Source organism: Streptomyces sp. NPDC097595 (assembly GCF_044761525.1).
Classification (GTDB): domain Bacteria; phylum Actinomycetota; class Actinomycetes; order Streptomycetales; family Streptomycetaceae; genus Streptomyces; species Streptomyces drozdowiczii_A.
This window is the reverse complement of record NZ_JBIWCN010000022.1, coordinates 61,448-85,876: the sequence shown is the minus strand read 5'-3', so window position 1 is coordinate 85,876 and position 24,429 is coordinate 61,448. Positions and strand designations below refer to the sequence as shown.

The 24,429-nt window shown below is 71.8% G+C and carries 24 protein-coding genes; 9 read left to right on the top strand and 15 right to left on the bottom strand.

Annotated features, from left to right (window positions below):
• Positions 1–110: 110 nt before the first annotated feature.
• From ACIQZN_RS29075 to ACIQZN_RS29065, 3 genes are all read left to right on the top strand, one after another.
• Positions 111–1,211, top strand: a complete 1,101-nt coding sequence (locus tag ACIQZN_RS29075) for a DUF1996 domain-containing protein (RefSeq protein WP_403999974.1) — start codon at positions 111–113, stop codon at positions 1,209–1,211.
• A gap of 149 nt (positions 1,212–1,360) precedes the next feature.
• A complete protein-coding gene (locus tag ACIQZN_RS29070; protein ID WP_403999971.1) occupies positions 1,361–3,118 on the top strand; it encodes a discoidin domain-containing protein in 1,758 nt (585 codons plus the stop codon).
• 16 nt (positions 3,119–3,134) lie between these two features.
• The gene (locus tag ACIQZN_RS29065; protein WP_403999968.1) at positions 3,135–3,566 is read left to right on the top strand and encodes a DoxX family protein; all 432 of its coding nucleotides are present in this window, start codon (positions 3,135–3,137) and stop codon (positions 3,564–3,566) included.
• 87 nt (positions 3,567–3,653) lie between these two features.
• Here ACIQZN_RS29065 and ACIQZN_RS29060 read toward each other — a convergent pair whose 3' ends face one another.
• A complete protein-coding gene (locus tag ACIQZN_RS29060) occupies positions 3,654–4,064 on the bottom strand; it encodes a VOC family protein (protein WP_403999965.1) in 411 nt (136 codons plus the stop codon).
• Between the two features lie 107 nt (positions 4,065–4,171).
• On the opposite strand from ACIQZN_RS29060, the gene ACIQZN_RS29055 reads away from it, so the two are divergent.
• A complete protein-coding gene (locus ACIQZN_RS29055) occupies positions 4,172–4,615 on the top strand; it encodes a hypothetical protein (protein WP_403999962.1) in 444 nt (147 codons plus the stop codon).
• A gap of 82 nt (positions 4,616–4,697) precedes the next feature.
• Here ACIQZN_RS29055 and ACIQZN_RS29050 read toward each other — a convergent pair whose 3' ends face one another.
• The 7 genes from ACIQZN_RS29050 to ACIQZN_RS29020 all read right to left on the bottom strand — a co-directional run bounded on the left by ACIQZN_RS29050 (position 4,698) and on the right by ACIQZN_RS29020 (position 11,036).
• Entirely contained in the window at positions 4,698–5,720 is a 1,023-nt protein-coding gene (locus ACIQZN_RS29050; RefSeq protein WP_403999959.1) for a hypothetical protein, read from the bottom strand.
• Positions 5,717–6,280 carry an RNA polymerase sigma factor gene (locus tag ACIQZN_RS29045; RefSeq protein ID WP_403999956.1) on the bottom strand — a complete coding sequence of 188 codons (564 nt, stop codon included), beginning with the start codon at positions 6,278–6,280 and terminating at the stop codon, positions 5,717–5,719. The genes ACIQZN_RS29050 and ACIQZN_RS29045 overlap by 4 nt, the downstream gene beginning before the upstream one ends.
• Positions 6,281–6,365: 85 nt before the next feature.
• Entirely contained in the window at positions 6,366–7,142 is a 777-nt protein-coding gene (locus tag ACIQZN_RS29040) for an SDR family NAD(P)-dependent oxidoreductase (RefSeq protein ID WP_403999953.1), read from the bottom strand.
• Between the two features lie 75 nt (positions 7,143–7,217).
• A complete protein-coding gene (locus ACIQZN_RS29035; RefSeq protein WP_404000101.1) occupies positions 7,218–8,378 on the bottom strand; it encodes a serine hydrolase domain-containing protein in 1,161 nt (386 codons plus the stop codon).
• A 66-nt stretch (positions 8,379–8,444) separates the two neighbouring features.
• Positions 8,445–9,218: an energy-coupling factor ABC transporter ATP-binding protein gene (locus ACIQZN_RS29030; protein ID WP_403999950.1), complete on the bottom strand. Its 774-nt coding sequence runs from the start codon at positions 9,216–9,218 to the stop codon at positions 8,445–8,447.
• On the bottom strand, positions 9,215–9,976 hold the full coding sequence (gene cbiQ / locus ACIQZN_RS29025) for a cobalt ECF transporter T component CbiQ (protein ID WP_164624603.1): 762 nt from the start codon (positions 9,974–9,976) through the stop codon (positions 9,215–9,217). The genes ACIQZN_RS29030 and cbiQ overlap by 4 nt, the downstream gene beginning before the upstream one ends.
• 1 nt (position 9,977) lies before the next feature.
• Positions 9,978–11,036, bottom strand: a complete 1,059-nt coding sequence (locus ACIQZN_RS29020; protein ID WP_403999947.1) for an energy-coupling factor ABC transporter permease — start codon at positions 11,034–11,036, stop codon at positions 9,978–9,980.
• A 199-nt stretch (positions 11,037–11,235) separates the two neighbouring features.
• Here ACIQZN_RS29020 and ACIQZN_RS29015 point away from each other — a divergent pair, with 199 nt between their 5' ends.
• Positions 11,236–11,634, top strand: coding sequence for an SsgA family sporulation/cell division regulator (locus ACIQZN_RS29015; protein ID WP_403999944.1), 399 nt, complete (start codon positions 11,236–11,238; stop codon positions 11,632–11,634).
• Between the two features lie 131 nt (positions 11,635–11,765).
• Here ACIQZN_RS29015 and ACIQZN_RS29010 read toward each other — a convergent pair whose 3' ends face one another.
• Both ACIQZN_RS29010 and ACIQZN_RS29005 read right to left on the bottom strand, forming a co-directional pair.
• The gene (locus ACIQZN_RS29010; protein ID WP_403999941.1) at positions 11,766–13,994 is read right to left on the bottom strand and encodes an MMPL family transporter; all 2,229 of its coding nucleotides are present in this window, start codon (positions 13,992–13,994) and stop codon (positions 11,766–11,768) included.
• A gap of 124 nt (positions 13,995–14,118) precedes the next feature.
• Positions 14,119–14,691: a TetR/AcrR family transcriptional regulator gene (locus tag ACIQZN_RS29005; protein ID WP_403999938.1), complete on the bottom strand. Its 573-nt coding sequence runs from the start codon at positions 14,689–14,691 to the stop codon at positions 14,119–14,121.
• 178 nt (positions 14,692–14,869) lie between these two features.
• Between ACIQZN_RS29005 and ACIQZN_RS29000 the strand changes: the two genes are divergently transcribed.
• A complete protein-coding gene (locus tag ACIQZN_RS29000) occupies positions 14,870–18,154 on the top strand; it encodes a S41 family peptidase (RefSeq protein WP_403999935.1) in 3,285 nt (1,094 codons plus the stop codon).
• Between the two features lie 10 nt (positions 18,155–18,164).
• On the opposite strand, the gene ACIQZN_RS28995 is transcribed toward ACIQZN_RS29000, so the two are convergent.
• The 4 genes from ACIQZN_RS28995 to ACIQZN_RS28980 are packed head-to-tail and all read right to left on the bottom strand — an operon-like array spanning position 18,165 to position 21,252.
• Entirely contained in the window at positions 18,165–18,608 is a 444-nt protein-coding gene (locus tag ACIQZN_RS28995; protein ID WP_403999932.1) for a hypothetical protein, read from the bottom strand.
• An 8-nt stretch (positions 18,609–18,616) separates the two neighbouring features.
• Complete coding sequence (locus ACIQZN_RS28990) at positions 18,617–20,311, bottom strand: sel1 repeat family protein (protein WP_403999929.1); 1,695 nt, start codon at positions 20,309–20,311, stop codon at positions 18,617–18,619.
• 52 nt (positions 20,312–20,363) lie between these two features.
• Complete coding sequence (locus ACIQZN_RS28985; RefSeq protein ID WP_403999926.1) at positions 20,364–20,795, bottom strand: hypothetical protein; 432 nt, start codon at positions 20,793–20,795, stop codon at positions 20,364–20,366.
• A gap of 31 nt (positions 20,796–20,826) precedes the next feature.
• Positions 20,827–21,252, bottom strand: a complete 426-nt coding sequence (locus tag ACIQZN_RS28980; protein ID WP_403999923.1) for a hypothetical protein — start codon at positions 21,250–21,252, stop codon at positions 20,827–20,829.
• Positions 21,253–21,328: 76 nt separating this feature from the next.
• Between ACIQZN_RS28980 and ACIQZN_RS28975 the strand changes: the two genes are divergently transcribed.
• From ACIQZN_RS28975 to ACIQZN_RS28965, 3 genes are all read left to right on the top strand, one after another.
• Positions 21,329–22,216, top strand: a complete 888-nt coding sequence (locus ACIQZN_RS28975) for a MerR family transcriptional regulator (protein WP_403999920.1) — start codon at positions 21,329–21,331, stop codon at positions 22,214–22,216.
• Positions 22,217–22,309: 93 nt separating this feature from the next.
• Entirely contained in the window at positions 22,310–22,783 is a 474-nt protein-coding gene (locus ACIQZN_RS28970) for a carboxymuconolactone decarboxylase family protein (RefSeq protein ID WP_403999917.1), read from the top strand.
• A gap of 28 nt (positions 22,784–22,811) precedes the next feature.
• Positions 22,812–23,735: an RNA polymerase sigma-70 factor gene (locus tag ACIQZN_RS28965; RefSeq protein ID WP_403999914.1), complete on the top strand. Its 924-nt coding sequence runs from the start codon at positions 22,812–22,814 to the stop codon at positions 23,733–23,735.
• A gap of 3 nt (positions 23,736–23,738) precedes the next feature.
• On the opposite strand, the gene ACIQZN_RS28960 is transcribed toward ACIQZN_RS28965, so the two are convergent.
• Positions 23,739–24,338, bottom strand: a complete 600-nt coding sequence (locus ACIQZN_RS28960; RefSeq protein ID WP_403999911.1) for a DinB family protein — start codon at positions 24,336–24,338, stop codon at positions 23,739–23,741.
• Between the last annotated feature and the right edge of the window lie 91 nt (positions 24,339–24,429).

Below are 24,429 nucleotides of genomic sequence, written 5' to 3'. Positions count from 1 at the left end.
CAGAAACAACGGGAGAGCGCTCTCCAAGAATGACCGCAGTGCTTCCGTCCTCCCCGGCCGGGCGCCCTCCCCTCACCCCACGCTCCCCCACGACGCAGCAGGAGGTCTCCATGCCACGGAGGTCCAGAACCCTCACCGGACTGCTCTTGTTCACCTCGCTGAGCCTGACCACGGCCGGGATCGCCGGGATCGCCGCCACGGCGAACGCGGCCCCCGAGACGAGCGCCGCCGCGCACACCGAGCACGCGGGCTACTCGATGCCGGGGATGCCCGGCATGCCGGCGTCCACGAAGGCGTCCGGCGACGACCCGGACGGGGACGGCTACATCATGGCCGACCCGCCCGTCACCGGGGTCACCCCCTCGATGGACGTGCCGCCGACGGCGTACTTCCACGAGTTCCAGGCCAAGTGCGCCCCCACGCACACCGCGCCGGACGACCCGATCGTCTACCCGGGCCAGCCCGGCAAGTCCCACGACCACACGTTCATGGGCAACACCACGACGGACGCGTACACCACCGCCGCCTCGCTGGAGTCCGGCGACACCACGTGCCTGGCGCCCGGTGACAAGTCGGGCTACTGGATGCCGAGTCTGTTCAAGGGGGACACCAAGGTCCTCCCGGACGGCGTCCAGACCATCTACTACAAGTCGGGTGTGACCGACTACCGCAGCGTGCGCCCCTTCCCCAAGGGCCTGCGGTACGTGGTCGGCAGCCCGATGCAGAGCGAGGAGGAGTTCAAGAACCTGAAGGGCACCGTCGAGGGCTGGGAGTGCGGTGACTCCTTCAAGAACTACAACTTCCCGGCCAGCTGCCCCGACCGCCGGGACGTGCAGCTCAACCTGCGACTCCAGGCGCCGAGTTGCTGGGACGGCATCCACCTGGACACGCCGGACCACAAGAGCCACATGGCATACCCGGTCGCGGGCGGAGCCAACTACAACTCCTGCCCGGCGGACCACCCGGTCGCGCTGCCGATGATCGAGTTCAAGATGGCGTGGCCGGTCAACGGCGACATGTCGCAGGTGAAGCTGGCGAGCGGAGCGGGCTTCTCGTTCCACTACGACTTCATGAACGGCTGGGACACCGCCACGCTGGACGCCATGGTCACCCACTGCATCAAGGGCGGCCTCCAGTGCGACCCGCACGGCTACGACGAGAACCACCCCGACAAGGGTGCGGTGCTCGACGGGAACTACGAGCTGCCGTAGCCGGCACCGCGCGCACCCCCACAGGTCCGGGGCCTTTTTTCGGCCCATACCGGAGAGCGCTCTCCATGATCGCGGAGGCCCCGGACCACGCGCGCACAGCACCACCTCCCCATCCCCCCAACTCCCCCCACACGCAAGGAGAGAGACACATGCACCATCCCCCCACCCGTACGACCCGGCGCCTGATCGCGCCCGTCGCCGCGGCCGCGCTGCTCGGCGGCGGACTGCTCGCCCTCCAGGCGCCGGCGGCGCAGGCGGCCGGCAACGTCGTGAAGGTCACCGGTTCGCAGGGCGACTGGCAGCTGACCGTGGACGGTTCGCCGTATACGGTCAAGGGCCTCACCTGGGGCCCCTCGGTCGCGGACGCCGAGAAGTACATGCCCGACGTGGCGTCGATGGGCGTCAACACGATCCGCACCTGGGGCACGGACGCCACCAGCAAGCCGCTGTTCGACACGGCGGCGGCCAACGGCGTCAAGGTGATCGCCGGCTTCTGGCTCCAGCCCGGCGGCGGCCCCGGCAGCGGCGGCTGCGTCAACTACCTGACGGACACGCAGTACAAGAGCGACATGCTCGCCGAGTTCCCGAAGTGGGTCGACACCTACAAGGACAACCCCGGCGTGCTGATGTGGAACGTCGGCAACGAGTCCACGCTCGGCCTGCAGAACTGCTACGGCGGCGACGAGCTGGAGGCCCAGCGCAACGCGTACACCTCCTTCGTCAACGACATCGCGAAGAAGATCCACGAGGTCGACCCGAACCACCCGGTCACCTCCACGGACGCGTGGACCGGCGCCTGGCCGTACTACAAGAAGAACGCCCCGGACCTGGACCTCTACGCGGTCAACGCCTACGACGCGGTCTGCAACGTAAAGTCGGACTGGGAGCAGGGCGGTTACGACAAGCCCTACATCGTCACGGAGACGGGCCCGGCCGGTGAGTGGGAGGTGGACGACGACGCCAACGGCGTACCGGACGAGCCCACCGACGCCGCGAAGGCCGAGGGTTACACCAAGGCATGGGGCTGCGTCACGGGGCACACGGGGGTGGCCCTGGGCGCGACGATGTTCCACTACGGCACCGAGGACGACTTCGGCGGTGTCTGGTTCAACGTGCTGCCGGGCGGCGAGAAGCGGCTCTCGTACTACGCGGTGAAGAAGGCGTACGGCGCGGACACCTCCGGTGACAACACGCCGCCGGTGATCTCCGACATGACCGTCGACAACGCCACCGAGGGCGTCCCCACCGGCTCCGACGTGCGCGTCAGCACGCACACCACGGACCCGGACGGCGACGCGATCACCTACCAGGTGCTCTTCAGCAGCAACTACATCGACCAGAACAAGGCCCTGGTCCCCGCCGAGACCAAGGACAACGGCGACGGCACGCTGACCGCGAAGGCGCCGAGCAAGACGGGCGTCTACAAGGTGTACGTGAAGGCCCGGGACGGCCACGGCAACGTGGGCATCGAGACGAAGTCCCTCAAGGTGATCCCGCCGAAGGTGGACGGCACCAACGTCTCGCAGGGCAAGCCGGCCACGGCCTCCTCCTTCCAGACGGACCCGACCGGCGGCTGCCCGTGCGGCGCGGACAACGCGGTGGACGGCAAGTTCGACACCCGCTGGGCGAGCGACTGGAGCGACCCGCAGTGGCTCCAGGTCGACCTGGGCACCTCCACGGCCATCAAGCACGTGCAGCTGGCGTGGGACCCGGCGTACGCCAAGGGCTACGAGATCCAGACGTCGGAGGACGGCCAGAACTGGACGACGATCAAGACCGTGACCGACGGGAACGGTGACATCGACGACCTCGACGTCACCGGCACGGGCCGCTACGTACGCGTCAACGGCACCGCGCGCGGCTCCGGCTACGGCTACTCGCTCTACGAGTTCGGCGTATACAGCTGACGGGAGACCGGCGCTCATGATGACCACTCACCACCTGGACCGCGCCCGGCCCTACGTGCTCGGCCTGTTCCGCATCGTCATCGGGTCGCTGTTCACCTGCCACGGCATCGCCTCGCTCTTCGGCGTGCTGGGCCGCGAGACCCTCCGGGCGGGCACCTGGCCCGGCTGGTACGCGGCCGTCATCCAGCTCGCCGCCGGGCTCCTGGTCACCCTCGGTCTCGGCACGCGCACGGCCGCCTTCCTGGGCTCCGGCTCGATGGCCTTCGCGTACTTCGACGTCCACCAGCCGGCGGCCCTGCTCCCCATCCAGAACGGCGGCGAACCCGCGGCCCTCTTCTGCTGGACGCTCCTGCTGCTGACGGTGACGGGCCCGGGCGCCTTCGCGGTGACCCGCACCAGGCACCCTGCGCCCCAGCAGCAGGAACCCCACCTCGGCGTCCCCGTTTGAGGGAACGGCCACGCCGCGACCGGCCCCCTGGGATTGTTCCTGGGGGGCCGGTCGGCGTTGGGGGGCACTCTTGGGGCGTGCGAGGGGCTAGTCGCGCTCGGGCCAGACCGGGCCTTGGTCGGTCCAGACGACGCCCTTGTTGCGGCACAGGCAGAAGGGGTGGCCGATCGGGTCGGTGTAGACCCGCCAGCCGTAGCCGTTGGGGCCGATGAAGTCCTGCCTGAGCGTCGCGCCGAGGTCGAGTACGCGGCGCTGCTCCGACTCGATGTCGTCCACTTCGAAGTCGAGGTGGAACTGCTTGGGGTGCTCGCTGTCGGGCCATTGCGGAGCGCGGTAGTCGGCCACCCGGATGAATGCCAACTCGATCTCGCCGAACCGGATGCCGGCCCAGTCCTCGGAGCTGCCCTCCTTCACCGGACGGCCCGTGACCTCGGAATAGAAGGCCGCCAGCTTCATCGTGTCCGGGCAGTCGATGATGAAATCGGTGAGTCGCAGCATCCCGTGATCTTGGCACAGGCTCACACCCGACCGCTCTTGGCGCCGGTGATTGTCAGTGGTCGCTGTTAGCGTCCGGCCGTTCTGGAAGAGGGATGGGGAGGGGCCGTATGGGCGCGTCGGGGTGGGACTACTCGGTTCCGTATCAGGAGGATCTCGTCGGGGCGTTCGATGCCCTGCGGCGCAGGGTCTTCCAGGAGCGGGACTACTCCTGGATTTCGGGCGATGACTGGAGGCCGGAGGAGAAGCGGTTGCCGTGGCCCGAGACCGAGGAGGAGTTGTGGGCCGACGAGATCGCCCAGGAAGCCGGGACCCACTCGATCCTCGACATCTTCCGGATCATCGGGCCGGACGAGGAGCCGGACTACTCCACGATGAAGCAGGTGACGGAGGACGAGGCGCTGCGTGTCCTGGGTACGCGGAAGCTCACCCGGGATCACGTGCCGAGGTTCGAGGAGTTCGACTGCCGGCGTTGGTACGGGCGGTGCGCCGTGCTCCATGACGACCGGGGGGAACCGCAGGAGATCTACTTCTGGGGCTGCTCCGGCGACTGAGCCCAGCCGGTGGGGCGGTTGTCCTGGCCGCCGCCCATGGCCTGGCGGCCGTCCGCCGCGCGGCCGTGGGCGGCGGCGAGCCTCAGGCCGTGGTCTTCGCCGGGCCCGCGTACAGGTATGTGTCGCGGTCGGTGATGTGGCCGTCCTTGCCGGCGGGGGTGTAGTCGCGTTCCAGGAGGCGGCCGGTGGACGGTTGCACGATCCAGCTCGGGTTGTAGATCTCGACGCCGGTCGGCTTCTCCTCGTGGATCTCGTATCCGGGCCGCTTCTCGTCCTGGGTCTCGGAGCCGGGCCGCACATCCCTCTGGATCTCGTAGGCCCTCTTCTCCTTCCACTTCCAGGAGATACGGGTGCCCGTGCGGCCCGTCGCGTCCTTGACGCCCTCCGTCACCACGGCGCCCGGCGTGTCCGCGAGGACGCGGTAGAGCGCCGCCCTCAGCTTCGGCGAAATGGGGGCGTCGGTCAGCAGGTCGCCGGCCTGGAGGACGGTCTGTTCGGCGGCGGAGCCCTTCGCACCGGCCGAGAGTGCGCTGCGAAGTGCGTCGGGGCGGGTGGGGAGGGCGTCCAGGTCGTCCCAGCGGAGCCGCGCGGTGCCGACGCGCCAAGTGGCCAGATTCAGGCTCTTCTTGGTGATCGTGGAGCCGTTCTCCGGCTTGATCACGACCCTGTCGCGGCCCAGGTAGATGTCGTCGGTGTGGGCCCGCTTCCCCTCGGACCAGGTCCGGATGGTCGTCTTCCAGTACGCGTCGGTGATCGTCTGCGCGTTGACCGCCTCGGAGAGGGTGATGTGGTCCGCCATGCTCGTGAACACCTCCGACGCCGACGCGGTGGCGGCCGGGCCTTCGCCCCCGAAGTCCGTGACCGGGAGGACCGCCGCGCCCACCGCCACCGCCGCGACGGCCGCCGCGAGGGCGAAGGCCCGGCGGCGTCCGAAGCGGGGGCGGGCAACGGGGGCCGGTGCGGCGTCCGCCGCGATCGCGTCCAGGATCAGCGCGTGTGCGCGCGCCTGGACCGCCGGGTCGAGGGGTTCGGTGCGGCCGGCCCGTTCCAGGGCGGCGGCGCCGGGGAAGTCGAGCAGGTCCGTGGGGTGGTTCTCGTGCGTCATGCGAAGTCTCCCGTCAGGGTCGTACGGGCGGAGCCGGTCAGTCCGTCGCGCAGGCGGGCGCGGGCCCGGTGCAGGCGGGAACGGGCGGTTCCGGCGGGTATGCCGACGGCGGCGGCCGCCTCGGCGGGGGTCAGGTGCTCCCAGGCCACGAGCAGCAGCACCTCGCGCTCCGAGAAGGGGAGTTCGGCGAGTCTGCGGCGCAGCTCCGGGGCCACCGAGGCCACGTCCAGGCGCTGGTCGACCGCCTGCCAGGGGTCGGCCGTCACGGCGTCGGGCTGCTGCTCCTCGCGGGCCGCGGCGCGCGCCGCGGTCTGCCGGTGGCGGGACAGCACGTTGCGGGCGACGCCGAAGAGCCAGCCCCGGGCGGAGCCGCGCGCGGCGTCGAACGTCGCGCGGTGGGCGTACGCCTGGAGCCACACCTCGGAGAGCAGGTCGTCGGCGGCGGCCGGGGCGCGGCGTACGAGGTAGCCGTGCAGAGCGTCCGAGTGCCGGGCCACCAGTGGCTCGAAGGCCGTGGGTTCACGTGCGGAACGAGCGAGCAGATCCTCGTCCGGGTCCATGAAGTCTCCTGTCCCGGACCGCCGGGGCGGCGGTCTCACCCCGTACTTGCACAGGAGGACCTCAAGCGTTCGCGGGCGGGCCCGGCTATTCCGAAACCGCCGCCCGGAACCCCGTGTTCACCGCCGTGAGCCCCCCGTCCACGCACAACGACGTCCCCGTGATCCACTCCGCGTCCGACGACGCCAGGAACGCCACCGCCTTCGCGATGTCCTCCGGCTCCCCGACCCGGCCCAGCGGGTAGAGCGCGGTGACCCGGTCCAACTCCGCCTCGCGGCCCGCCCAGGCGTCGGTGCGGATCGTGCCGGGGACGACGAGGTTGGCGCGGACGCCGCGGGGGCCCGCGTGGCCGGCGAGGGTGCGGGTGAGGCTGGCCAGGCCCGCCTTCGCGGCGCTGTAGGCGTGGTTGCCGAAGTCCTGCATGCCGTTGACGGAGCCGATGGAGACGATCGCGCCCCGGCCCGACGCCGCGAGGTGCGGCATCGCGGCCCGCGCGCAGCGGTACGCGCCGCCCAGGCTGACGTCCAGGTCGCGGTGCCAGGTCTCGTCCGGCTCGTCCTCGAAGAGCGTGCTGTCCAGGCTGCACGAATACGCGTTGTTGACGAGGACGTCGAGCCCGCCGAAGGTCTCCACGGCGTACGCCACCGCCGCCTCGACCGCCGCCCGGTCCGCCACGTCGCAGACCAGCGCCTCGGCCGTGAAGCCGGCCGCCCGGATCTTCGCCGCGACGGTCTCCGCCCGGTCGCCGTCCAGGTCGGTGACGAGGACGCGGGCGCCCTCCGAGGCCAGCAGGCGGGCGGTGGCGGCGCCGATGCCCCGGCCCGCACCGGTGATGAGGACGGCGTATCCATCGAAGCGAGTCATAGCGCCGACCGTACCGCGCGGGTCAGGGCCTGGAGCCGGGGCGGCCGGCGGCAACTCCCCCGAAGCACACAGCAATCACAACACCCCCCGCACCGCCCTCACCAACGCCTGCGCCCTCGGGTCCGCCGTGACCCCCTTCTGGAGGCCGTTCGTCACGTACCCGAAGGCGATCCCGCTCTCCGGGTCCGCGAAGCCCAGTGAGCCTCCCCGGCCCGGGTGGCCGAAGGAGCCCGGCGCGAGGAGCGGGCTCGACGGGCCGTGGAGCATGTAGCCGAGACCGAAACGGGTGTTGACGACGAGGACCTGGTCCGGGCCCGCCGACTCCTCCGTGCGCGCCAGCGTCAGCGTCGCCGGGGCGAACAGCCGCTGGCCGTCCACCGGGCCGATCATCGCCGCGTAGCAGCGGGCCAGGCCGCGCGCGGTCGCGGTGCCGTTGGACGCGGGGAGTTCGGCGGCCCGGTACGCCGCGTCGTTCTCGTCGGGCAGCGGGTCGATCGCGCCGAACGCCCGCCGGGTCAGCGACTCCGGGTCGCGGTAGGCGTCCACCACCGACCGCTTCGGGCGCATCCGCAGCGCCCCGCTGTTCTCGGCGGCGGGCGGCTCGACGGGCCCGATCCGGCCGACCCGGTGGGCCTCGTCGTCCGGGATGCCGAACCAGAAGTCGAGGCCGAGCGGGCGGGCGATCTCCTCGGCGACCCAGCGGCCGACGGTGCGCCCGGTGACGCGGCGCACGAGTTCGCCGATGAGCCAGCTGAAGGTCTGCGCGTGGTAGCCGTGCGCGGTGCCGGGCTCCCACGCCGGGGCCTGGGCGGCGACGGCGTGCGCCCCGCTCACCCCGTCGGCGGCCTCCTCCGGGGTCAGCGGCCGGTCCAGGGCCGGGACACCCGCCCGGTGGGCGAGGAGGTGGCGGACGAGGACGCGTTCCTTGCCGTTCGCCTTGAACTCCGGCCAGTACGTGGAGACCGGGGCGTGCAGGTCGATCTGGCCGCGCTGGTGGAGCAGCAGCGGGACGGCCGCGGCGATGCCCTTGCCGGCGGAGCGGACGACCTGGACGGTGTCGACGGCCCAGGGTTCGGTGCCGTCCACGTCTCTGGTGCCGGCCCACAGGTCGACCACCTTGCGCCCGTGCCGGTAGACGGCGACCGCCGCCCCCCGGTCCCCGCGCTGCTCGAAGTTACGGACGAACGCGTCCCGGACCGCTTCGAATCCGGGCGCCGCCGTACCCCGTACGTCCACGCCTGCTGCCGCACTCCCGCTCATGCCCCCATGGTGCACGGCGCCGCAGGTGGGAGGTGGGGCGGGTCACCCGGAATTCACCGTCACGGAACGCGGGTCGAAGCCGAAGGGGAGTTCCAGGCGGTGGGCGCGCATCAGGGGCTCGTCGCAGAGGAGGTCCTGGGTGCGGTCGTCGGCGGCGATGACCCCGTCGCTGAGGATCACCGCGCGGGCGCAGAGCTCCAGCGCGTACGGCAGGTCGTGCGTGACCATCAGGACGGTGACGTCCAGCGAGCGCAGGATGTCCGCGAGTTCGCGCCGGGAGGCCGGGTCCAGGTTGGAGGAGGGCTCGTCCAGGACCAGGATCTCCGGCCGCATGGCGAGGACGGTGGCGACGGCGACGCGGCGGCGCTGCCCGAAGGAGAGGTGGTGCGGCGGCCTGCCCGCGTACTCCTCCATGCCGACCTGTTGCAGCGCCTCCATGACCCGCTCCTCCAGCTCCGCGCCGCGCAGGCCCCCGGCGGCGGGGCCGAAGGCGACGTCCTCGCGGACGGTGGGCATGAAGAGCTGGTCGTCGGGGTCCTGGAAGACGATGCCGACGCGGCGGCGGATCTCGGCCATGTTCCGCTTGTCGACCGGCATCCCGGCGACGCGCACCGACCCGGCGCCCGCCTCCAGGATGCCGTTGAGGTGGAGGACCAGGGTCGTCTTGCCGGCGCCGTTCGGGCCGAGCAGCGCGACGCGTTCGCCGCGTCCGACGGTCAGGTCGACGCCGAAGAGCGCCTGGTGGCCGTCGGGATACGCGTACGCGAGGCCGCTGACCTCCAGGGAGGGCGGTACGGGGGCGGGGTCGGGGCTCATACGGTCCATCCCACCAGACACACGGCGAGGGCGAGCACCGGGAGGGCGGAGGCGTACGCCCACTGGGTGCGGGATGCGGTCACCTGGTCGATGACGGGCATGGTGCCCGCGTAGCCCCGGCTGACCATGGCGAGGTGGACGCGTTCGCCGCGTTCGTAGGAGCGGATGAAGAGGGCCCCGGCCGACTTGGCGAGGACGCCCCAGTGCCGGATGCCGCGCGCCTCGAAGCCGCGCGAGCGGCGGGCGATGGACATGCGGCGCATCTCGTCGGTGATCACATCGCCGTACCGGATCATGAAGGACGCGATCTGGACGAGCAGCGGCGGCAGCTTGAGGCGCTGGAGGCCGAGCAGCAGTTCGCGCAGCTCGGTGGTGGAGGCGAGCAGCACGGAGGCGGCGACGCCGAGCGTGCCCTTGGCCAGCACGTTCCAGGCGCCCCAGAGGCCGGGGACGCTGACGGAGAGGCCGAGGACGTGGGTCTGCTCGCCGGGCACGACGAACGGCATGAGCAGGGCGAACGCGACGAACGGCACCTCGATCAGCAGCCGCTTGAGCAGGAAGCCGGCCGGGATGCGGGCGAGCGCGGTGACGCCCGCGATGAGGAGCGCGTAGAGCCCGAAGGCCCAGACGGCCTCGCGCGGAGTGGAGACGACGACCACGACGAAGCAGAAGACGGCGGCGAGCTTGCAGTGCGGTGGCAGGTCGTGGACCGGTGAGTGCCCGTGCCGGTAGAGCTTGTGCGCGTGGCCTGCGCCCATGTCAGACCTTCTCCTCGGTACGGGTGTCGGCCTCGCCCTGCGTACGGCGTCGGCGGGAGACCACGTAGAAGGCGCCGCTGCCCACGACGAGGGTGGCGCCGACGCCGATGATCCCGGCGAGGCCGCCGGAGAGCCGGGCGTTGGAGACGTCCTTGACGCCGTAGTCGGCGAGCGGGGAGTCCGCGGTGGCGTGCTCCTTGGCCTTCTTGTCGATGCCCTGGTCGGTGGCGACCTTCTCCAGGCCGTCCGGGTTGGCGGAGGCGTAGAAGGAGACGAACCCGGCGAGCACGAGGGCGGTGACCAGGCCGGTGACCCAGAGGCCGCGGGTCGGGCGGTGCGCGGCGGGGGCGGGCTCGCGGACCGGCGCCGGGGCGTCGACCAGTTCGCCGTCGACGCGGAGCTTGAGCGGGGCGGCGAGGCCCTTCGCGCCGTGGACCAGGTCGGGGCGGACGGCGAGGACGGCGCCGACGGTGAGCGCGGTGATCACGGCCTCGCCGATGCCGATGAGGACGTGCACGCCGACCATGGCGGTGAAGACCTTGCCGATCGGGATGTCGGTGGTCCCGCCGATCCAGTACAGGAGGGTGAAGACGCAGGCGGCGGCCGGTACGGAGACCAGCGCGGCGACGAAGGAGGCGACGGTCATCGAGCGACGGGTGCGCGGCAGCACGCCGACCAGGCCGCGGAAGAGCGCGTAGGCGACGACCGTGGTCGTGATGCCCATGTCGAGGACGTTGACGCCGAGCGCGGTGAGGCCGCCGTCGGCGAAGAGGATGCCCTGCATCAGCAGGACGACGGATATGCAGAGCACACCTGTATACGGCCCGACGAGTATCGCGGCGAGCGCCCCGCCGAGCAGATGGCCGCTGGTGCCGGCGGCGACGGGGAAGTTCAGCATCTGCACGGCGAAGATGAAGGCGGCGACCAGACCGGCCAGCGGCGCGGTCCGCTCGTTGAGCTCCCGGCGGGCCCCCCTGAGGCTGACGGCCACGGCTCCGGCGGCGACGACGCCCGCCACGGCGGAGACGGGTGCGTTGATGAATCCGTCGGGTACATGCATGGGGGAGGCTCCGCTTCCTGCGTTCTCGCGTTGCTGCGCCGGGTGCGCGGGGTCGTGAACCTCTCAATGATAGGACCTTGTTGCGAAGCGTTCGCAAGAGCGCGTCCACCACAACTGCATAGGACTTCCGTAGTGCCCTTTACGTAAAATATGGGACATTAGATAACAAAGTTGCAGAAGCAGGATGGAGAGTCGGCCCATGTCCTCCGTGATCCATGACCATGCACGCGCCCGGCTCGTCACCGACGCCCGCGACCTGCCCGTCGTCCCGGTCGAGCTGCGGTTCGACGGCGCGGACTCCCCCGCCACGATCCGCATCGCCTACCCGGGCGGCACGGAGTGGGCCGTCGACCGCGAGCTCCTGGAACGCGGGCTGCGCTACCCGGTCGAGCAGGACGGCTGGCGGATATGGCCGTGCGGCAGGGTCCAGGTGGTCGTGGAGCGCCACGACACGGCCGGTGTCGACGTCGTCCAGTTCGACTGCGCCCCGATGGTCCGCTTCCTGCGGCGTACGCACCAGGAGGCGCCGCACCACGATGCGGCGCGGCACGGAGTCGCGCACCACGATGCGCCGAGGCCGGAGACCGCCCGCGCCTGACACACGCCGAGAGCCCCCGTGCACCCATGCACGGGGGCTCTCGCCGCCCCGGCCCCCCGTCCCCACAGGTAACCCGGGCTCCCGGGGCCGCGCACCGCTCGGACGCGGCCCCGGAGTTCAGTCCGCGTGGGTCACACGCGGATCAGCTCACGCTCCCCGCCGGACTCCGGCCCCGAGTCGCCGGACGACGGCTCGTCCAGGTCCTTGCGCAGGCCCTCGCCCTCGACGTCCACGTTGGGCAGCGCGCGGTCCAGCCAGCGCGGCAGCCACCAGGCGCGCTTGCCGAGCAGCGCCAGGACGGCGGGCACGATCGCCATGCGCACGATGAACGCGTCGAAGAAGACGGCGATGGCGAGCGAGAAGCCGATCATCTTGATCATCTGCTCGCTGGAGCCGATGAAGCCGGAGAACACCGCGATCATGATCACGGCGGCGGCCGTGACGACCCGCGCCCCGTGCTTGAAGCCGGTGACGATGGCCTGGCCGGGCTTCTCGCCGTGGACGTACGCCTCACGCATCCGGGTGACGAGGAAGACCTCGTAGTCCATCGCGAGGCCGAAGACCACGCCCACCATGAAGATCGGCATCATCGACATGATCGGACCGGTCTGCTCGACCCCGAAGAGCGAGCCGAGCCAGCCCCACTGGAAGACCGCGACGACCGCGCCCAGGGCCGCGACGACCGAGAGCAGGAAGCCGAGCGCCGCCTTCAGCGGCACCAGCACCGAGCGGAAGACCACCATCAGCAGCAGGAAGGCGAGGCCGACCACGAGCGCCAGGTAGGGCAGCAGCGCGTCGTTCATCTTCTGCGAGAAGTCGATGTTCATCGCGGTGGCGCCGGTGACCAGCACCTCGGCGCCGGTGTCGGACTTGATGTCCTTGCCCGCGTCGCGGATCGCGTGGACCACGTTCTCCGTCTCGACGGAGCTCGGGCGGTCCTTCGGGACGACGGTGATCATCGCCGCGTCGCCGGCCTTGTTGAACGTGGCCGGGGTGACGGCGACGACGCCCTTGATCCCGGCGATCTCATCGCCGACCTGCTTGGCCGCGGCCTTGCCGTCCGCGCTGTCCTCGGTGTCCACGACGACGAGCAGCGGCCCGTTGAAGCCGGGGCCGAAGCCCTCGGAGAGCAGGTCGTAGGCGCGGCGCTGGGTGGTGCTGGTGGGCTGGGAGCCGTCGTCCGGCAGGCCCATCTCCAGCGAGGCGGCCGGTACGGCGATGGCGCCGAGGCCCAGGACGCCGACGAGCAGCACCCAGACCGGCTTGCGCAGCACGAACCGGGCCCAGCGGGTGCCCATGTTCGGCTTCGCCTCGGGCTTGTCCGCCGCGTCGGCGGCCTTACGGGCCTTGCGGCCCACGACGCGCTTGCCCACGAAGCCCAGCAGGGCCGGGACGAGCGTGAGGGCGATGAGGACCGCGATGGCGACCGTGCCGGCCGCGGCGAAGCCCATCTTGGAGAGCATCGGGATGTTGACGACGGCCAGGCCGACGAGGGCGATGACCACGGTGAGCCCGGCGAAGACGACCGCGGACCCGGCCGTGCCGACCGCCCGGCCCGCCGCCTCCTCGCGTTCCCGGCCCTCGGCCAGCTCGGCGCGGTAGCGGGAGACGATGAACAGCGCGTAGTCGATGCCTACGGCGAGGCCGATCATCATCGCGAGCGTGGAGGTGGTGGAGCCCAGGTCGAGCACGTTGGCCAGGGCGGTGATCGTGGAGACCCCGATGCCGACGCCGATCAGGGCGGTGAGCAGCGGCAGCCCGGCCGCGATGAGCGAGCCGAAGGTGATGACGAGGACCACGGCGGCCAGCGCGATGCCGATGACCTCGGTGGCGCCGGTCTCCGGCATCACCTGGAGCGCGTCACCGCCGATCTCGACGGTCATCCCGCTCTTCTGGGCGTGGGTGCCGGCGTCCTCCAGCGCGTCCCGGGTCGCGTCGGTCAGCTCCATCGAGTTGACCTTGTACGACACCGAGATGTACGCGGTGGAGCCGTTCTTGGAGACGGCCTTGCCGGTGTACGGGTCGGTGACGGAGGCGATCTGGTCGGAGCCTTCCTTCAGCTCCCGGGTGATCTTGTTGACCTCGGCCTTGTTGGCCGGGTCCGTCATCTTCTCGTGGTCGGGTGCCTTGAAGACGATGCGCGCGGTGGCGCCGTCCGCACTGGCGGCCGGGAAGCGCTGTTCCAGCAGGTCGAAGGCCTTCTGGGCCTCCGTACCGGGGATGGAGAAGGAGCTGGAGGTCGCGGTGGCTGCGGAGGACGCGCCGAATCCGGCGAGCGCCAGCAGTGCCACCCAGATCAGGGCGACATAGCGGCGGCGCCGGAAGGCGAGCCGTCCGAGCTTGTAGAGGAATGTGGCCACGGGGGCGTACTCCCGGTCAGGTCGTGGAGTGGAAAAGGGCGTGAGGAACCAGCCCGACGACGAGAGCGGCGTGTCAGGTGGGGCTTGGGGAGGGGGCCGTGCGGGAAAGCGCGGGGACCTGAGGTCAGACGCCGAGAGCGGGGAGGATCACGGAGTCGACGTAATCGAGAAGGAATGCCTGGTCGACCGGGCGGTCCTCGACCAGTTGCCGAGTGGCGAAGGCGCCTATCAGCATGTGCGGTACGTATCTGAGCGCCGGGTTGTCCGGGCTCACCTCTCCCCGGTCCACGGCCCGGCGCAGCAGCGAGTCGAGACCGGTCATCTCCGGTTCGACCAGCAGTTCCCGCAGGGCCTGGAGGAGGTCGGGGTTGTTGTGGACGGCATGGCTCAGACCCCGCATCAGCGCGGCGTCCTTCTCCATCTGACAGTCGTCACTGCGGCTGAGCACGGCATGGAAGTCACCGCGCAGCGAGCCGGTGTCGACATCGCCGAGGGTGCCGGGTTTGTTGTGCCGCAGCGCCGTGACGACGAGCGCCGGCTTGCTCCCCCACTGGCGGTAGAGGGTGGCCTTGCTGGAATGCGTACGGGCGGCGACGGCGTCCATCGTGAGGGCGTCGTAGCCGACTTCGCGGAGCAGGTCGAGCACGGCGGCGTACAGCTCGCTCTCACGCTCGGGCGTGAGCCGTGTGCGTGCCATGGTTCGACCTCCTGTCCGATCAGTCATCGAACGAATCCGTATCGAACGAAACCGTTTCGTACAGCAGAACGGTACCTCGCCCGCCGAGCGAAACGAAACGGTTTCGTTTGTGGCTCGCACCACAAAAAGCGGGCCTCCCTGAGTTGCCGGGCCCCCCTCGCGCGGAAAGCATTGGGGGGTGAGTGACGACGTCTCGTATCTCCGGTTCCCGCACCTCCACGAGGATCTGCTCTGCTTCGCGGCCGAGGACGACCTGTGGGTCGCCCCGCTCGCTGCCGAGGGCGAGCGCCCCGGCCGGGCCTGGCGGGTCACCGTCGACCGCACCAGAGTCGGCCACCCCCGGTTCTCGCCCGACGGGACCCGGATCGCGTACACGTCGTGGCGGAGCCTCGACCCGGAGATCCACCTCGCCCCGGTCGCCGGCGGACCGTCCCGCCGGCTCACCTACTGGGGCTCCACCGACACCCGGGTCTGCGGCTGGACGCCCGACCCCGGCGACGCGGCGCAGATCCTCGCCGTCTCCTCGCACGGCCAGCCGTTCTCCTACTTCTCCTGGGCCTACAGCGTCCCCACCGACGGCGGCCCCGGCGGCAAGCTGCCCTGGGGCCCGGTCTCGGACATCGCGGTCGCCGACACCGGCGGCGAGCGCCGCACCCTGCTGCTGACCGGCACCCCGCCGCACGAACCGGCGGCCTGGAAGCGCTACCGGGGCGGGGCCATGGGCCGCCTCTGGCTGCACGGCGAGCGGCTGCTCCCGGACATCGGCGGGCACCTCGACACCCCGATGTTCGTCGGCGGCCGGATCGCGTTCCTCTCCGACCACGAGGGCGTCGGCAACCTCTACTCCTGCCGCCCCGATGGCACGGACCTGCGCCGCCACACCGACCACGACGCGTTCTACGCCCGGCACGCGGCGAGCGACGGGCGCCGGGTGGTCTACCAGTGCGCGGGCGAGCTGTGGCTCGTGGACGACCTGGAGACGCCGGACGCGGTGCCCCGGAAGCTGGAGGTCCGGCTCGGCGGCCCGCGCGCGGGGCGGCGTACGTACCAGGTCCCGGCGTCGAGCCATGTGGACGCGGTGTCCGTGGATGAGACGGGCCGGGCGAGTGCCGTGTCGGTACGCGGCAGCCTGTACTGGCTCACGCACCGCGACGGGCCCGCCCGCACCATCGCGGACACGCCGGGGGTACGGGTGCGGCTGCCGGAGATGCTGGGCAGCGGGGGCGAGGTCGCGTACGTCACCGACGCGGAGGGCGAGGACGCGGTCGAGATCGCCCCGCTGCCGCGCGCCAGCGGCGACCGCCCGGTCCGCCGCCTCGCCTGGGGCAAGATCGGCCGGGTCCAGGAGCTGGTCTCCGACCCGGACGGCGAACGCCTCGCCATCGCCTCGCACGACGGCCGCCTGCTGCTCCTGGACACCGACGAGGAGACGGCCACCGGCGAGCCGGTCGAGCTGATCCGGTCCGTCAACGGGCCCGTCCGCGACCTGGCCTTTTCCCCGGACGGCGCCTGGCTGACCTGGTCGCACCCGGGGATCGGCCGCTCGCTGCGCAAGATCAAGCTGGCCCGGATCGGCGGTCCGGGCGAGCCCGCGATCGTGGACGTCACCAACGGCCGCTTCGAGGACGAGAACCCGGTCTTCACCGGGGACGGCCGCTATCTGGCGTTCCTGTCCTGGCGCGGCTTCGACCCGGTGTACGACGTCCACACCGGCGACCTGTCCTTCCCGCTCGGCTGCCGCCCCTACCTGGTGCCGCTCTCCTCGGCGACCCCGTCCCCCTTCGCGCTGCTGCCCGACGGGCGGCCGGCGGCGGGCGGCCTGGACCCGGTGGACTCGGCCGAGGCGGGGATGACGGAGGGGTCGACGGTCACCGTCGAGTTCGAGGGCTTGCAGAGCCGGGTCACCCCGTTCCCGGTCTCCGCGTCGAAGTACTCCGCGCTGGCGCCGGTCAGCGGCGGCGGTCTGGTGTGGCTGCGCTGGCCGATCTCCGGGGCGCTCGGCGAGACCTTCGCCAACCCGGCGGACATGTCGGGCCGGCCGACCCTGGAATACTTCAACATCGCCAAGGCGAAGAAGACCGAACTCGTGGGCCACCTCGACTGGTTCGAGGTCAGCGGCGACGCGTCCCGGCTGGTCGTGATGGACGACGGCGAGCTGCGCGCGGTCCCCGCCACGGAGCCCGGCGACAACGACTCGACCGTCTATCTCGACCTGCGCCGCATCCTGCACGACGTGGACCCGGCGGCGGAGTGGCGGGGCGCGTACGACGAGGCGGGCCGCATCATCCGCTCGTACTTCTGGGAGCCGGACATGTGCGGCATCGACTGGCCGGCGGTCCTGGACCAGTACCGGCCGCTCGTCGAACGCGTCGCCACGCCCGACGAGTTCGCGGACCTGCTGCGCGAGGTGCTGGGCGAGCTGGGCACCTCGCACGCGTACGTGGCGCCCGCGCGCCGCAACGAGGGCCCGCCGCACTACCAGCGCGCGATCGGCCTGCTCGGCGCCAACTTCGCGTGCCGGGACGGGGACTGGACCCTGCTGCGCATCCTGCCCGGCGACTCGTCGGACTCCAAGGCGCGTTCCCCGCTGGCCGGTACGGGCATCCGCGAGGGGGCGGTGCTGACCCATGTGGACGGGCGCCCGGTCGACCCGGTCGCCGGCCCGTATCCGCTGCTGGCGGCGGCGGGCGGCACGACGGTCGAGCTGACCTTCCGCCCGGCGGAGGGCGGGGGCCGGCCGCGCCGCATCGCGATCGTCCCCCTCGTCGACGAACGGCCCCTGCGCTACCAGGACTGGGTCGCCAAGCGCCGCGAGGTGGTCCGGGAGCTGAGCGGGGGGCGGTGCGGCTACCTCCACATCCCCGACATGGGCGGTTCCGGCTGGGCCCAGTTCAACCGCGACCTGCGCATGGAGGTCTCCCGCCCCGCGCTCATCGTGGACGTACGCGGCAACGCCGGCGGCCACATCAGCGAGCTGGTCGTGGAGAAGCTCACCCGTACGATCCTGGGCTGGGACCTGACCCGCAACGCCCAGCCCGTCTCGTACGCCTCCAACGCTCCCCGGGGCCCCGTCGTCGCCCTGGCCGACGAGGCCACCTCATCCGACGGCGACATGATCACCGCCGCGTTCCGCCTGCTGAAGCTGGGCCCGGTCGTCGGCCAGCGCACCTGGGGCGGCGTCGTCGGCATGACCGGCCGCCACCGCCTGGGCGACGGCACGGTGATCACGGTGCCGATGAACGCCGCCTGGTTCGACACGTACGGCTGGTCCGTCGAGAACCACGGCGTCGAACCGGACCTGGAGGCGCTGCGCACCCCCCTGGACTGGGCGGAGGGCCGCTACGCGGTCCTGGACGACGCGGTCCGCACCGCCCTGGACCTCCTCGCCGCCCATCCCCCGGCGACCCCGCCGACGTACGACACGGCCCCGAACCTCAGGCGGCCCCCGCTGCCGCCGAGGTAGGGGCGGCGCCTCAGGCAGACGTCTCCCCTCCTCCCTGGACGAAATCACGCACTCGGAGGCAGACGGCCCCGCACAGAAAGCCGACGGCGAGAAGCGTGAGAGCGATGATCGCGGGGTTGACCCACGCGGGCACGAGATCCACGGTCGCGCTGCATTTCGAGTGCAGTGGAAAGAACTTCTGGGACTCCGCGTAATGCACGTCGTTCCACGCCTCGTCGAAGGACACGCCGTGCCGGAACTCGCAGGACTCCTTCAGGTCCAGACCGACCTGGGAGGCCCCGAGAAGCCATGCCGTCACGGCGTTGAGCAACGCCATGCAGCACAGCGCCACCATCGAGACCGGCCGGAGCAGACCGGTCTCGCGCTGTCGACGCCACACCACTACGGCGATGACCGCACACACGAACACTGTCGGCGTCCAGAACGCGAGCGTTCCGGTTGATGAAATCCCCACGAAGACCCCTACTGATCCGCGTCGAGCTCCGCGTCCAGCTGCTCGTCCAGCGCCTCCAGTTCCTTCGCCGGGTCGATCATCCGGGACAGGACGTCCAGGTCGTCCGTGCCGTAGAGGCGGCGTACGTCGCGCCAGCCCTCGGCGGCGGTCGCCAGAAGGGTCATGGCCTCGTCCAGGCGGCCCAGGTGGCGCAGAGCGGTGCCGTAGTAGCCGGCGGTCTCCGTGCGGAAGGCGTCGTTGTCGTCGCCCTCCTCCCAGGCTCGGCGGAGGTACGGTTCGGCCTCCGCGTACGCCTGGCGCTGGACCATCAGCTTGCCCGCGATCATGGAGTCCAGGCGGGAGCCGAGACCGGCCGCGCGGACGTACCAGCGCTCGGACTCCTGGTAGTCGTGGTGGAAGTCGGAGAGCCAGCCCATGTGGTGGCAGGAGTGCTGGTCCCCCGCCTCGGCGGACTTGCGGTGCCACGTGTCGCGGTCGGTGAAGCGGCGCAGCTTCGCGCACAGCTGTGCCACGTCGTACGCCGCGTCCGGGTCCCCGGCGCGGGCGGCGGGCTCCATCCAGGGGATCAGGTGGCGGGCGTTCTTGCCGCGCCAGTCGTTGAGCATCGCGGCAAACTCGTAACCCGCCCGTACGTCCCCCGCCTCGGCCCGCTCGCGCAGTACGGGCAGCTGCCGGTAGTCCGGCTCGTCGGCGGCGCGCGGGCCGCCCTCGCGGAGCGCGGCGATCCGGGCGAGCTGCTGCACGGCGTCCTTGTCGTCCTCGCCGAACTCACCGAACCAGCGCTCGGCCTCGTCGTACCGGCCCAGGCGCAGGCACAGCATGCCGAGGTTCCACTTCGACGCCTCCTCGCCCGCCTCGACGGCGAGCAGGTGGGCGCGCTCGGCCTCCGCCAACTCGCCCCGCTTCTCGCACTCGTTGCCCAACACCGCGGCGGCCTGCGACACCCCCGCCTCGCGGGCCCGGAGCAGCAGCTCGATGGCCTCGGGCCAGGACTCCTCGCCGGTCTCGGTGAGGAACATCGCGTAGTACATCCCCGCCTCGGCGCTGAGCGCGGAGCCCCGGCGGTAGAGCGCGTCGGCGCGCGGGGCGAGTCCCGGGTAGTCCGCGAAGTGCGCGTCCAGCTCGAAGAGTTCCCGCACCGCCGCCAGGGCGGCCGCGCCGTCCTCGTCGGCCTCGGCGCTGTCCAGGGCCGCGGCGACCCGGTCGAAGACCTCCTCGAACGAGTCGAAGAGCTGCGACCAGCGGAAGACCGCGATGTCCCCCAGCCCGGTGTCGCTCATCAGGAACGCGGACGCCTCCGCGGCCCGCCCCTCGGCGGCCATGAGCTTCCCCAGGTCGATCTTGGCTTCGAGGTGCCGCCCGTACTCCCACGCGTGCCGCAGCCACTCGGCGGCCTCGTCGTTCCGGCCGTCCTCACGCAGCAGCACCCCGAGCCCGTACGCACACCCCGCGTCGAACTCCGCGACGGCCCGGTACAGCGCCTCCGCCGCATCCCGGTCGCCCCGGACCTTCCGGTACCGGGCGAGCGTGTAGTGCGCCCAGATGTCCCCCGCCTCGACGGCGCGCTCCCAGTAGGGGATTCCCTCGTCGATGTGGTGCCCGAAGACGAAGAAGTCACTGTGCCTGCGGGCGGTCCTGCCGTCCTTGTCCAGGGCGGCGGCAACCATCGCCTCGCCCCGGGTCCGTATGTGCTCGGTGGTCATGGGCGCATGCTGTCAGGCGAGTTGGCGTCCGCCCGGACCGGGCCCTGCGGCTTCACACGTCGTGCGCACCGGCCACGACCGCCACCGTCCAGGTGGCCGTCCCGCCCCGCACCCGCATCCGGAGTGCCTGCGCCTCCACCTCGCTGTACACCCGGCCCACGGTGACGACCTGGTCGCAGGCGACGCGGCTGGGGTCGGCCTCGGGCCGGTCGGCGTCGACGATCGTCACCCGGCCCTTGCCCGTGCAGCGGGCGTAGATCGTGTAGACGCCCTGCCCGGGCGTGAACCGCTTGAGGTCGAGGTCGGCGGAGCCGTGCGTCTCGGGGACGAGTACGGCCGCGCGCGCGGGGAGTTGGAGCCCGGCCGCGCGGGACGGCGCCGGGTTCGCGGCGCGCCTCTGCGGCGCCTGCTCGGCAGCCCCGCCGCACCCGGCGGCGAGGAGTACGGCGGCGGCGACGGCGGGAACGGAAAGGTTCCGGTTCATGCGGGTCTCCTCGGGTCGGCGCGGGCGCTACTCAAGGAGATGTACGAAGGGCCAGTCGCCGTTCCAGTCCGCTGCGGAGTCGTGCCGACGCCCCGTGCAGCGAGGCGAGCCGGCGCACCTCCGCCGGTGTCAGCTCCGGGCGGGCCGCCAGCGCGAGCACCGCCCCGTACGGGCGTTCGCCCTCGGTGAGCCTGGCCGCGACGGCGTCGAGGACGGCCCGCAGGACGGCCCGGTCGGCGTGGGGGTGCTGCGCCAGAAGGAGCAGGAGCTTGTTGTCGTTCCAGGGGCTGTCGCGGGTCCCGGTCAGGGCCAGCAAGGTGCCGGGCTCCGTGGCCGGGTTGGCGGCGAGCGCCTGCCGGACGAAGACGTACGGGGTGCGCGCCAGTTGGTGGAGGGTGGCGGCGTCGGTCTCGGTGCGCGCCTCTTCCAGCTGATCCGCCGGCGTGTATACGACCATGGCCCCGCCCCTCTGTGCGAGCAAGCGTACGAGCCCGGCTTGCGTCTCCCCCGGCAGGAGACCCCAAGCTGGCCCCATGGACGGCAACGCGCTCCTCTCGATCGGGGAGCTGGCCCGGCGGACCGGGCTCAGTGTGAAGACGATCCGGTACTACTCCGATCGCGGGATCGTGACGCCGTCCGCCCGCACCCCGGCCGGCTACCGCCGCTACGGCCCCGACGCCGCGGCGCGTCTCGCGCTCGTACGGACGCTGCGGGAGCTCGGGCTCGGCCTGGACACGATCCGCAAGGTGGCCGACCGGGAGCTGTCGTTGCCCGACGTCGCCGCGGCGCACGTGGAGGCGCTGGAGGCGCAGATCCGCGTCCTACGCCTGCGGCAGGCGCTGCTGGCCGCCGTGGCCGAGCGCCGGCTCACCCCCGAGGAGACCGATCTCATGCATCAGCTCGCCCGGCTCACCGACGACGAACGCCGGCGCCTCGTCGCCGACTTCCTGCACGCGGTCTTCGACGGCCTCGCGCTCGACGGCGTCGCCCGCACCCTCACCCCCGAACTGCCCGACCCGTCCGACCCCGACCGGGCCCGCGCCTGGGCGGAGTGGGCCGCGCTGGCCCAGGACCCCGATTTCCGCGCCGGGCTGCGGCGGACCCTCCGGGAGCTCGCGGCCGAGCAGCCCCCGGGCGGCGTCCCCCGGCGCACCTTCGCCGCCGCCGTACGCGATCTCGTCGCCCCCGCCCTGGCCGCCGGGCTCGACCCCGCCTCGCCCGACGCGGACCCGGTCGTCGCGGCCCTCACCGCCGAGCACGCCCGCCCGGACGGGCTCCTGCCCCGGCTCCGAAGCCTCAACGACCCTCGCCGCGACCGGTACGTGGAACTGCTCGCCGTGATCAACGGCTGGCCGGCCCCGGAGAGCCAGGCGCCCGCGCTCGACTGGGCCGCCGAGGCCGTACGCGTACGGACGATGTAACCCGCGTCACATCGCGCGGCCCCCATGTCACAGCCGCACCCCCCTGTCTCGTCCCGGGAATGTACGCACCGCAGCGATCCCGAGGAGCACCCGATGAACGCACGGATCAACTACTTCACGAGCCCCGTCGCCGGGAAGGCCCTCAAGTACTTCATGGCCGTCGGTCGGGAGCTGAAGGAGTCGCCGCTGCCCGCCGCGACGCAGGAGCTCGTCGCCCTGCGCGTCAGCCAGATCAACGGCTGCGCGGCCTGCATCGACATGCACACCAAGGAGGCCGTCGCGGCCGGGGAGAGCGCGGTGCGGCTGAATCTCGTCGTGGCCTGGCGGGAGGCCACCGTCTTCACGGACGCCGAGCGCGCGGCCCTCGCCCTCGCCGAGCAGGGCACGCGTACGGCCGACGCCGCGACCGGGGTGGACGACGACACCTGGGCGTACGCCGCCACGTTCTACGACGAGGAGCAGTTGACCGCGCTCGTCATGCTGGTCTCGTTCATGAACGCGGTGAACCGGCTGAACATCATCACGCAGCAGCCGGCGGGCGACTACAAGCCCGGACAGTTCCACTGAGCGGAAGCGGCGAGGGAGAGGAACGGGCATGGGCAAGGCCGAGGAGTTCGAGGAGTTGCGGGCGCTGCTGTTCTCGATCGCGTACCGCATCCTGGGCAGCGTCGCGGAGGCGGAGGACGCCGTCCAGGAGACCTGGCTCCGTTACGACGCCTCGGCCACCCGGCCGGATTCGGTGAAGGCGTTCCTCTCGACCACGGTGACCCGGATCGCGATCGACGTGCTGCGGTCGGCCCGGGTGCGGCGGGAGGAGTACGTCGGCCCGTGGCTGCCGGAGCCGCTGCTGGAAGACCCGTACGCGGACCCGGCGCGGGCCGCCGAGCTGGCGGACTCGGTGTCGATGGCGTCGCTGCTGCTCCTGGAACGGCTGAGTCCGCTGGAGCGGTCGGTGTTCGTGCTGCGGGAGGTCTTCGCCTTCGGCTTCGGCGACATCGCGGCGGCGGTGGGCCGCTCCGAGGCGGCCTGCCGTCAGCTGCTCGTACGGGCGCGACGGCACATGCACGAGGGGCGGCCCCGGTTCGAGGCGGACCGCGCGGAGCAGCGCGAGCTGGCGGCCCGGTTCTTCGACGCGCTGTCCCGGGGCGATGTGGACGGGCTGCGGAGCCTGCTCTCCGCCGACGTCCAGCTCGTCGGCGACGGCGGCGGCAAGGCCCCGCAGCTGGCCCGGACGGTCGTCGGCGCGGACAACGCGGCCCGGCTGCTCGCCACGGTCTACCCGCTCATGGCCGAGGCGGGCATCACCTGCGAACCGCGCGAGGTCAACGGCCGCCCGGGGGCGCTGTTCCGCGTGCGCGACGGGGGCGTGCTCCACATCCTGTCCCTGGACGTCGTGGACGGGCAGATCCAGACAGTCCGCTCGGTCATCAACCCGGACAAGCTCGGCCACCTGGGCCCGGTGGCGGACGCGTGGGCGGCGGACCGCGAGGTGCGGGCGCTGCGCAGGCGGGAGGGCTGAGCGTTACGCGCCTTCGGCGGCCTTCGCCGCGCGTTCGACCTTCGCGCGGTGGGCGTCCCAGAACGCGTCGTCCTGGCTCGGCTCGGCGTACGCGGCCACGCGGCCCGTCGCGTGGTCGAGCTGTTCGCGGAGGATGTCGGCGTGGCCCGCGTGGCGGGCGGTCTCGCCGTGCATGTGGATCATGATGTCGAACAGCCGCACCTCGGGCTGCCCCCACCACTCCACCCGCCCGGGCGCGTCGAGCGCCAGCGCCGCGATCGTCGCGTCCGTGTGCGCCCACACCCGCCGGTAGCGCCCGACGATCTCCTCCCGGGACTCCTCCTCGGAAGCCCACATCTCCGGCCCGCCCGCTTCGTTGTCCTGCCACCGGGGAAGCGGCTCGGGGAACGGCCGCCCGAAGACGTCCCCGAAGTACCGGGCCTCCCAGAACGACAGGTGCTTGACGAGCCCCAGCAGATTGGTCCCGGTCCAGGTCAACGGCCGCCGGATGTCGTACTCGCCGAGCCCGTCGAGCTTCCAGACCATGGCCTCACGGACGGTCCGGAGATTGTTGTGGAGGCGCTCTTTCACCGCGTCATCGATCATGCGTACCGACTCTGCCATCAGAGGGACCTCGCCGGAACGCCGGACCGATGACTTTCCCGGCCGCGCGCAGTCTGAACCCATGTAAACCCGCCGCCCGTACCCCGAGGAC

Bases quoted from the DNA above. Each gene is read 5' to 3' on its own strand.
- ACIQZN_RS29075 (WP_403999974.1), top strand. From the start codon at position 111: ATGCCACGGAGGTCCAGAACCCTCACCGGACTGCTCTTGTTCACCTCG.
- ACIQZN_RS29015 (WP_403999944.1), top strand. From the start codon at position 11,236: ATGTCCTCCGTGATCCATGACCATGCACGCGCCCGGCTCGTCACCGAC.
- ACIQZN_RS28960 (WP_403999911.1), bottom strand. From the start codon at position 24,338: ATGGCAGAGTCGGTACGCATGATCGATGACGCGGTGAAAGAGCGCCTC.
- ACIQZN_RS29045 (WP_403999956.1), bottom strand. From the start codon at position 6,280: ATGGACCCGGACGAGGATCTGCTCGCTCGTTCCGCACGTGAACCCACG.
- ACIQZN_RS29070 (WP_403999971.1), top strand. From the start codon at position 1,361: ATGCACCATCCCCCCACCCGTACGACCCGGCGCCTGATCGCGCCCGTC.
- ACIQZN_RS28980 (WP_403999923.1), bottom strand. From the start codon at position 21,252: ATGGTCGTATACACGCCGGCGGATCAGCTGGAAGAGGCGCGCACCGAG.
- ACIQZN_RS29060 (WP_403999965.1), bottom strand. From the start codon at position 4,064: ATGCTGCGACTCACCGATTTCATCATCGACTGCCCGGACACGATGAAG.
- ACIQZN_RS29040 (WP_403999953.1), bottom strand. From the start codon at position 7,142: ATGACTCGCTTCGATGGATACGCCGTCCTCATCACCGGTGCGGGCCGG.
- ACIQZN_RS29005 (WP_403999938.1), bottom strand. From the start codon at position 14,691: ATGGCACGCACACGGCTCACGCCCGAGCGTGAGAGCGAGCTGTACGCC.
- cbiQ (WP_164624603.1), bottom strand. From the start codon at position 9,976: ATGGGCGCAGGCCACGCGCACAAGCTCTACCGGCACGGGCACTCACCG.
- ACIQZN_RS29065 (WP_403999968.1), top strand. From the start codon at position 3,135: ATGATGACCACTCACCACCTGGACCGCGCCCGGCCCTACGTGCTCGGC.
- ACIQZN_RS28965 (WP_403999914.1), top strand. From the start codon at position 22,812: ATGGGCAAGGCCGAGGAGTTCGAGGAGTTGCGGGCGCTGCTGTTCTCG.
- ACIQZN_RS28975 (WP_403999920.1), top strand. From the start codon at position 21,329: ATGGACGGCAACGCGCTCCTCTCGATCGGGGAGCTGGCCCGGCGGACC.
- ACIQZN_RS29050 (WP_403999959.1), bottom strand. From the start codon at position 5,720: ATGACGCACGAGAACCACCCCACGGACCTGCTCGACTTCCCCGGCGCC.
- ACIQZN_RS29030 (WP_403999950.1), bottom strand. From the start codon at position 9,218: ATGAGCCCCGACCCCGCCCCCGTACCGCCCTCCCTGGAGGTCAGCGGC.
- ACIQZN_RS28985 (WP_403999926.1), bottom strand. From the start codon at position 20,795: ATGAACCGGAACCTTTCCGTTCCCGCCGTCGCCGCCGCCGTACTCCTC.
- ACIQZN_RS28970 (WP_403999917.1), top strand. From the start codon at position 22,310: ATGAACGCACGGATCAACTACTTCACGAGCCCCGTCGCCGGGAAGGCC.
- ACIQZN_RS29020 (WP_403999947.1), bottom strand. From the start codon at position 11,036: ATGCATGTACCCGACGGATTCATCAACGCACCCGTCTCCGCCGTGGCG.
- ACIQZN_RS29055 (WP_403999962.1), top strand. From the start codon at position 4,172: ATGGGCGCGTCGGGGTGGGACTACTCGGTTCCGTATCAGGAGGATCTC.
- ACIQZN_RS28990 (WP_403999929.1), bottom strand. From the start codon at position 20,311: ATGACCACCGAGCACATACGGACCCGGGGCGAGGCGATGGTTGCCGCC.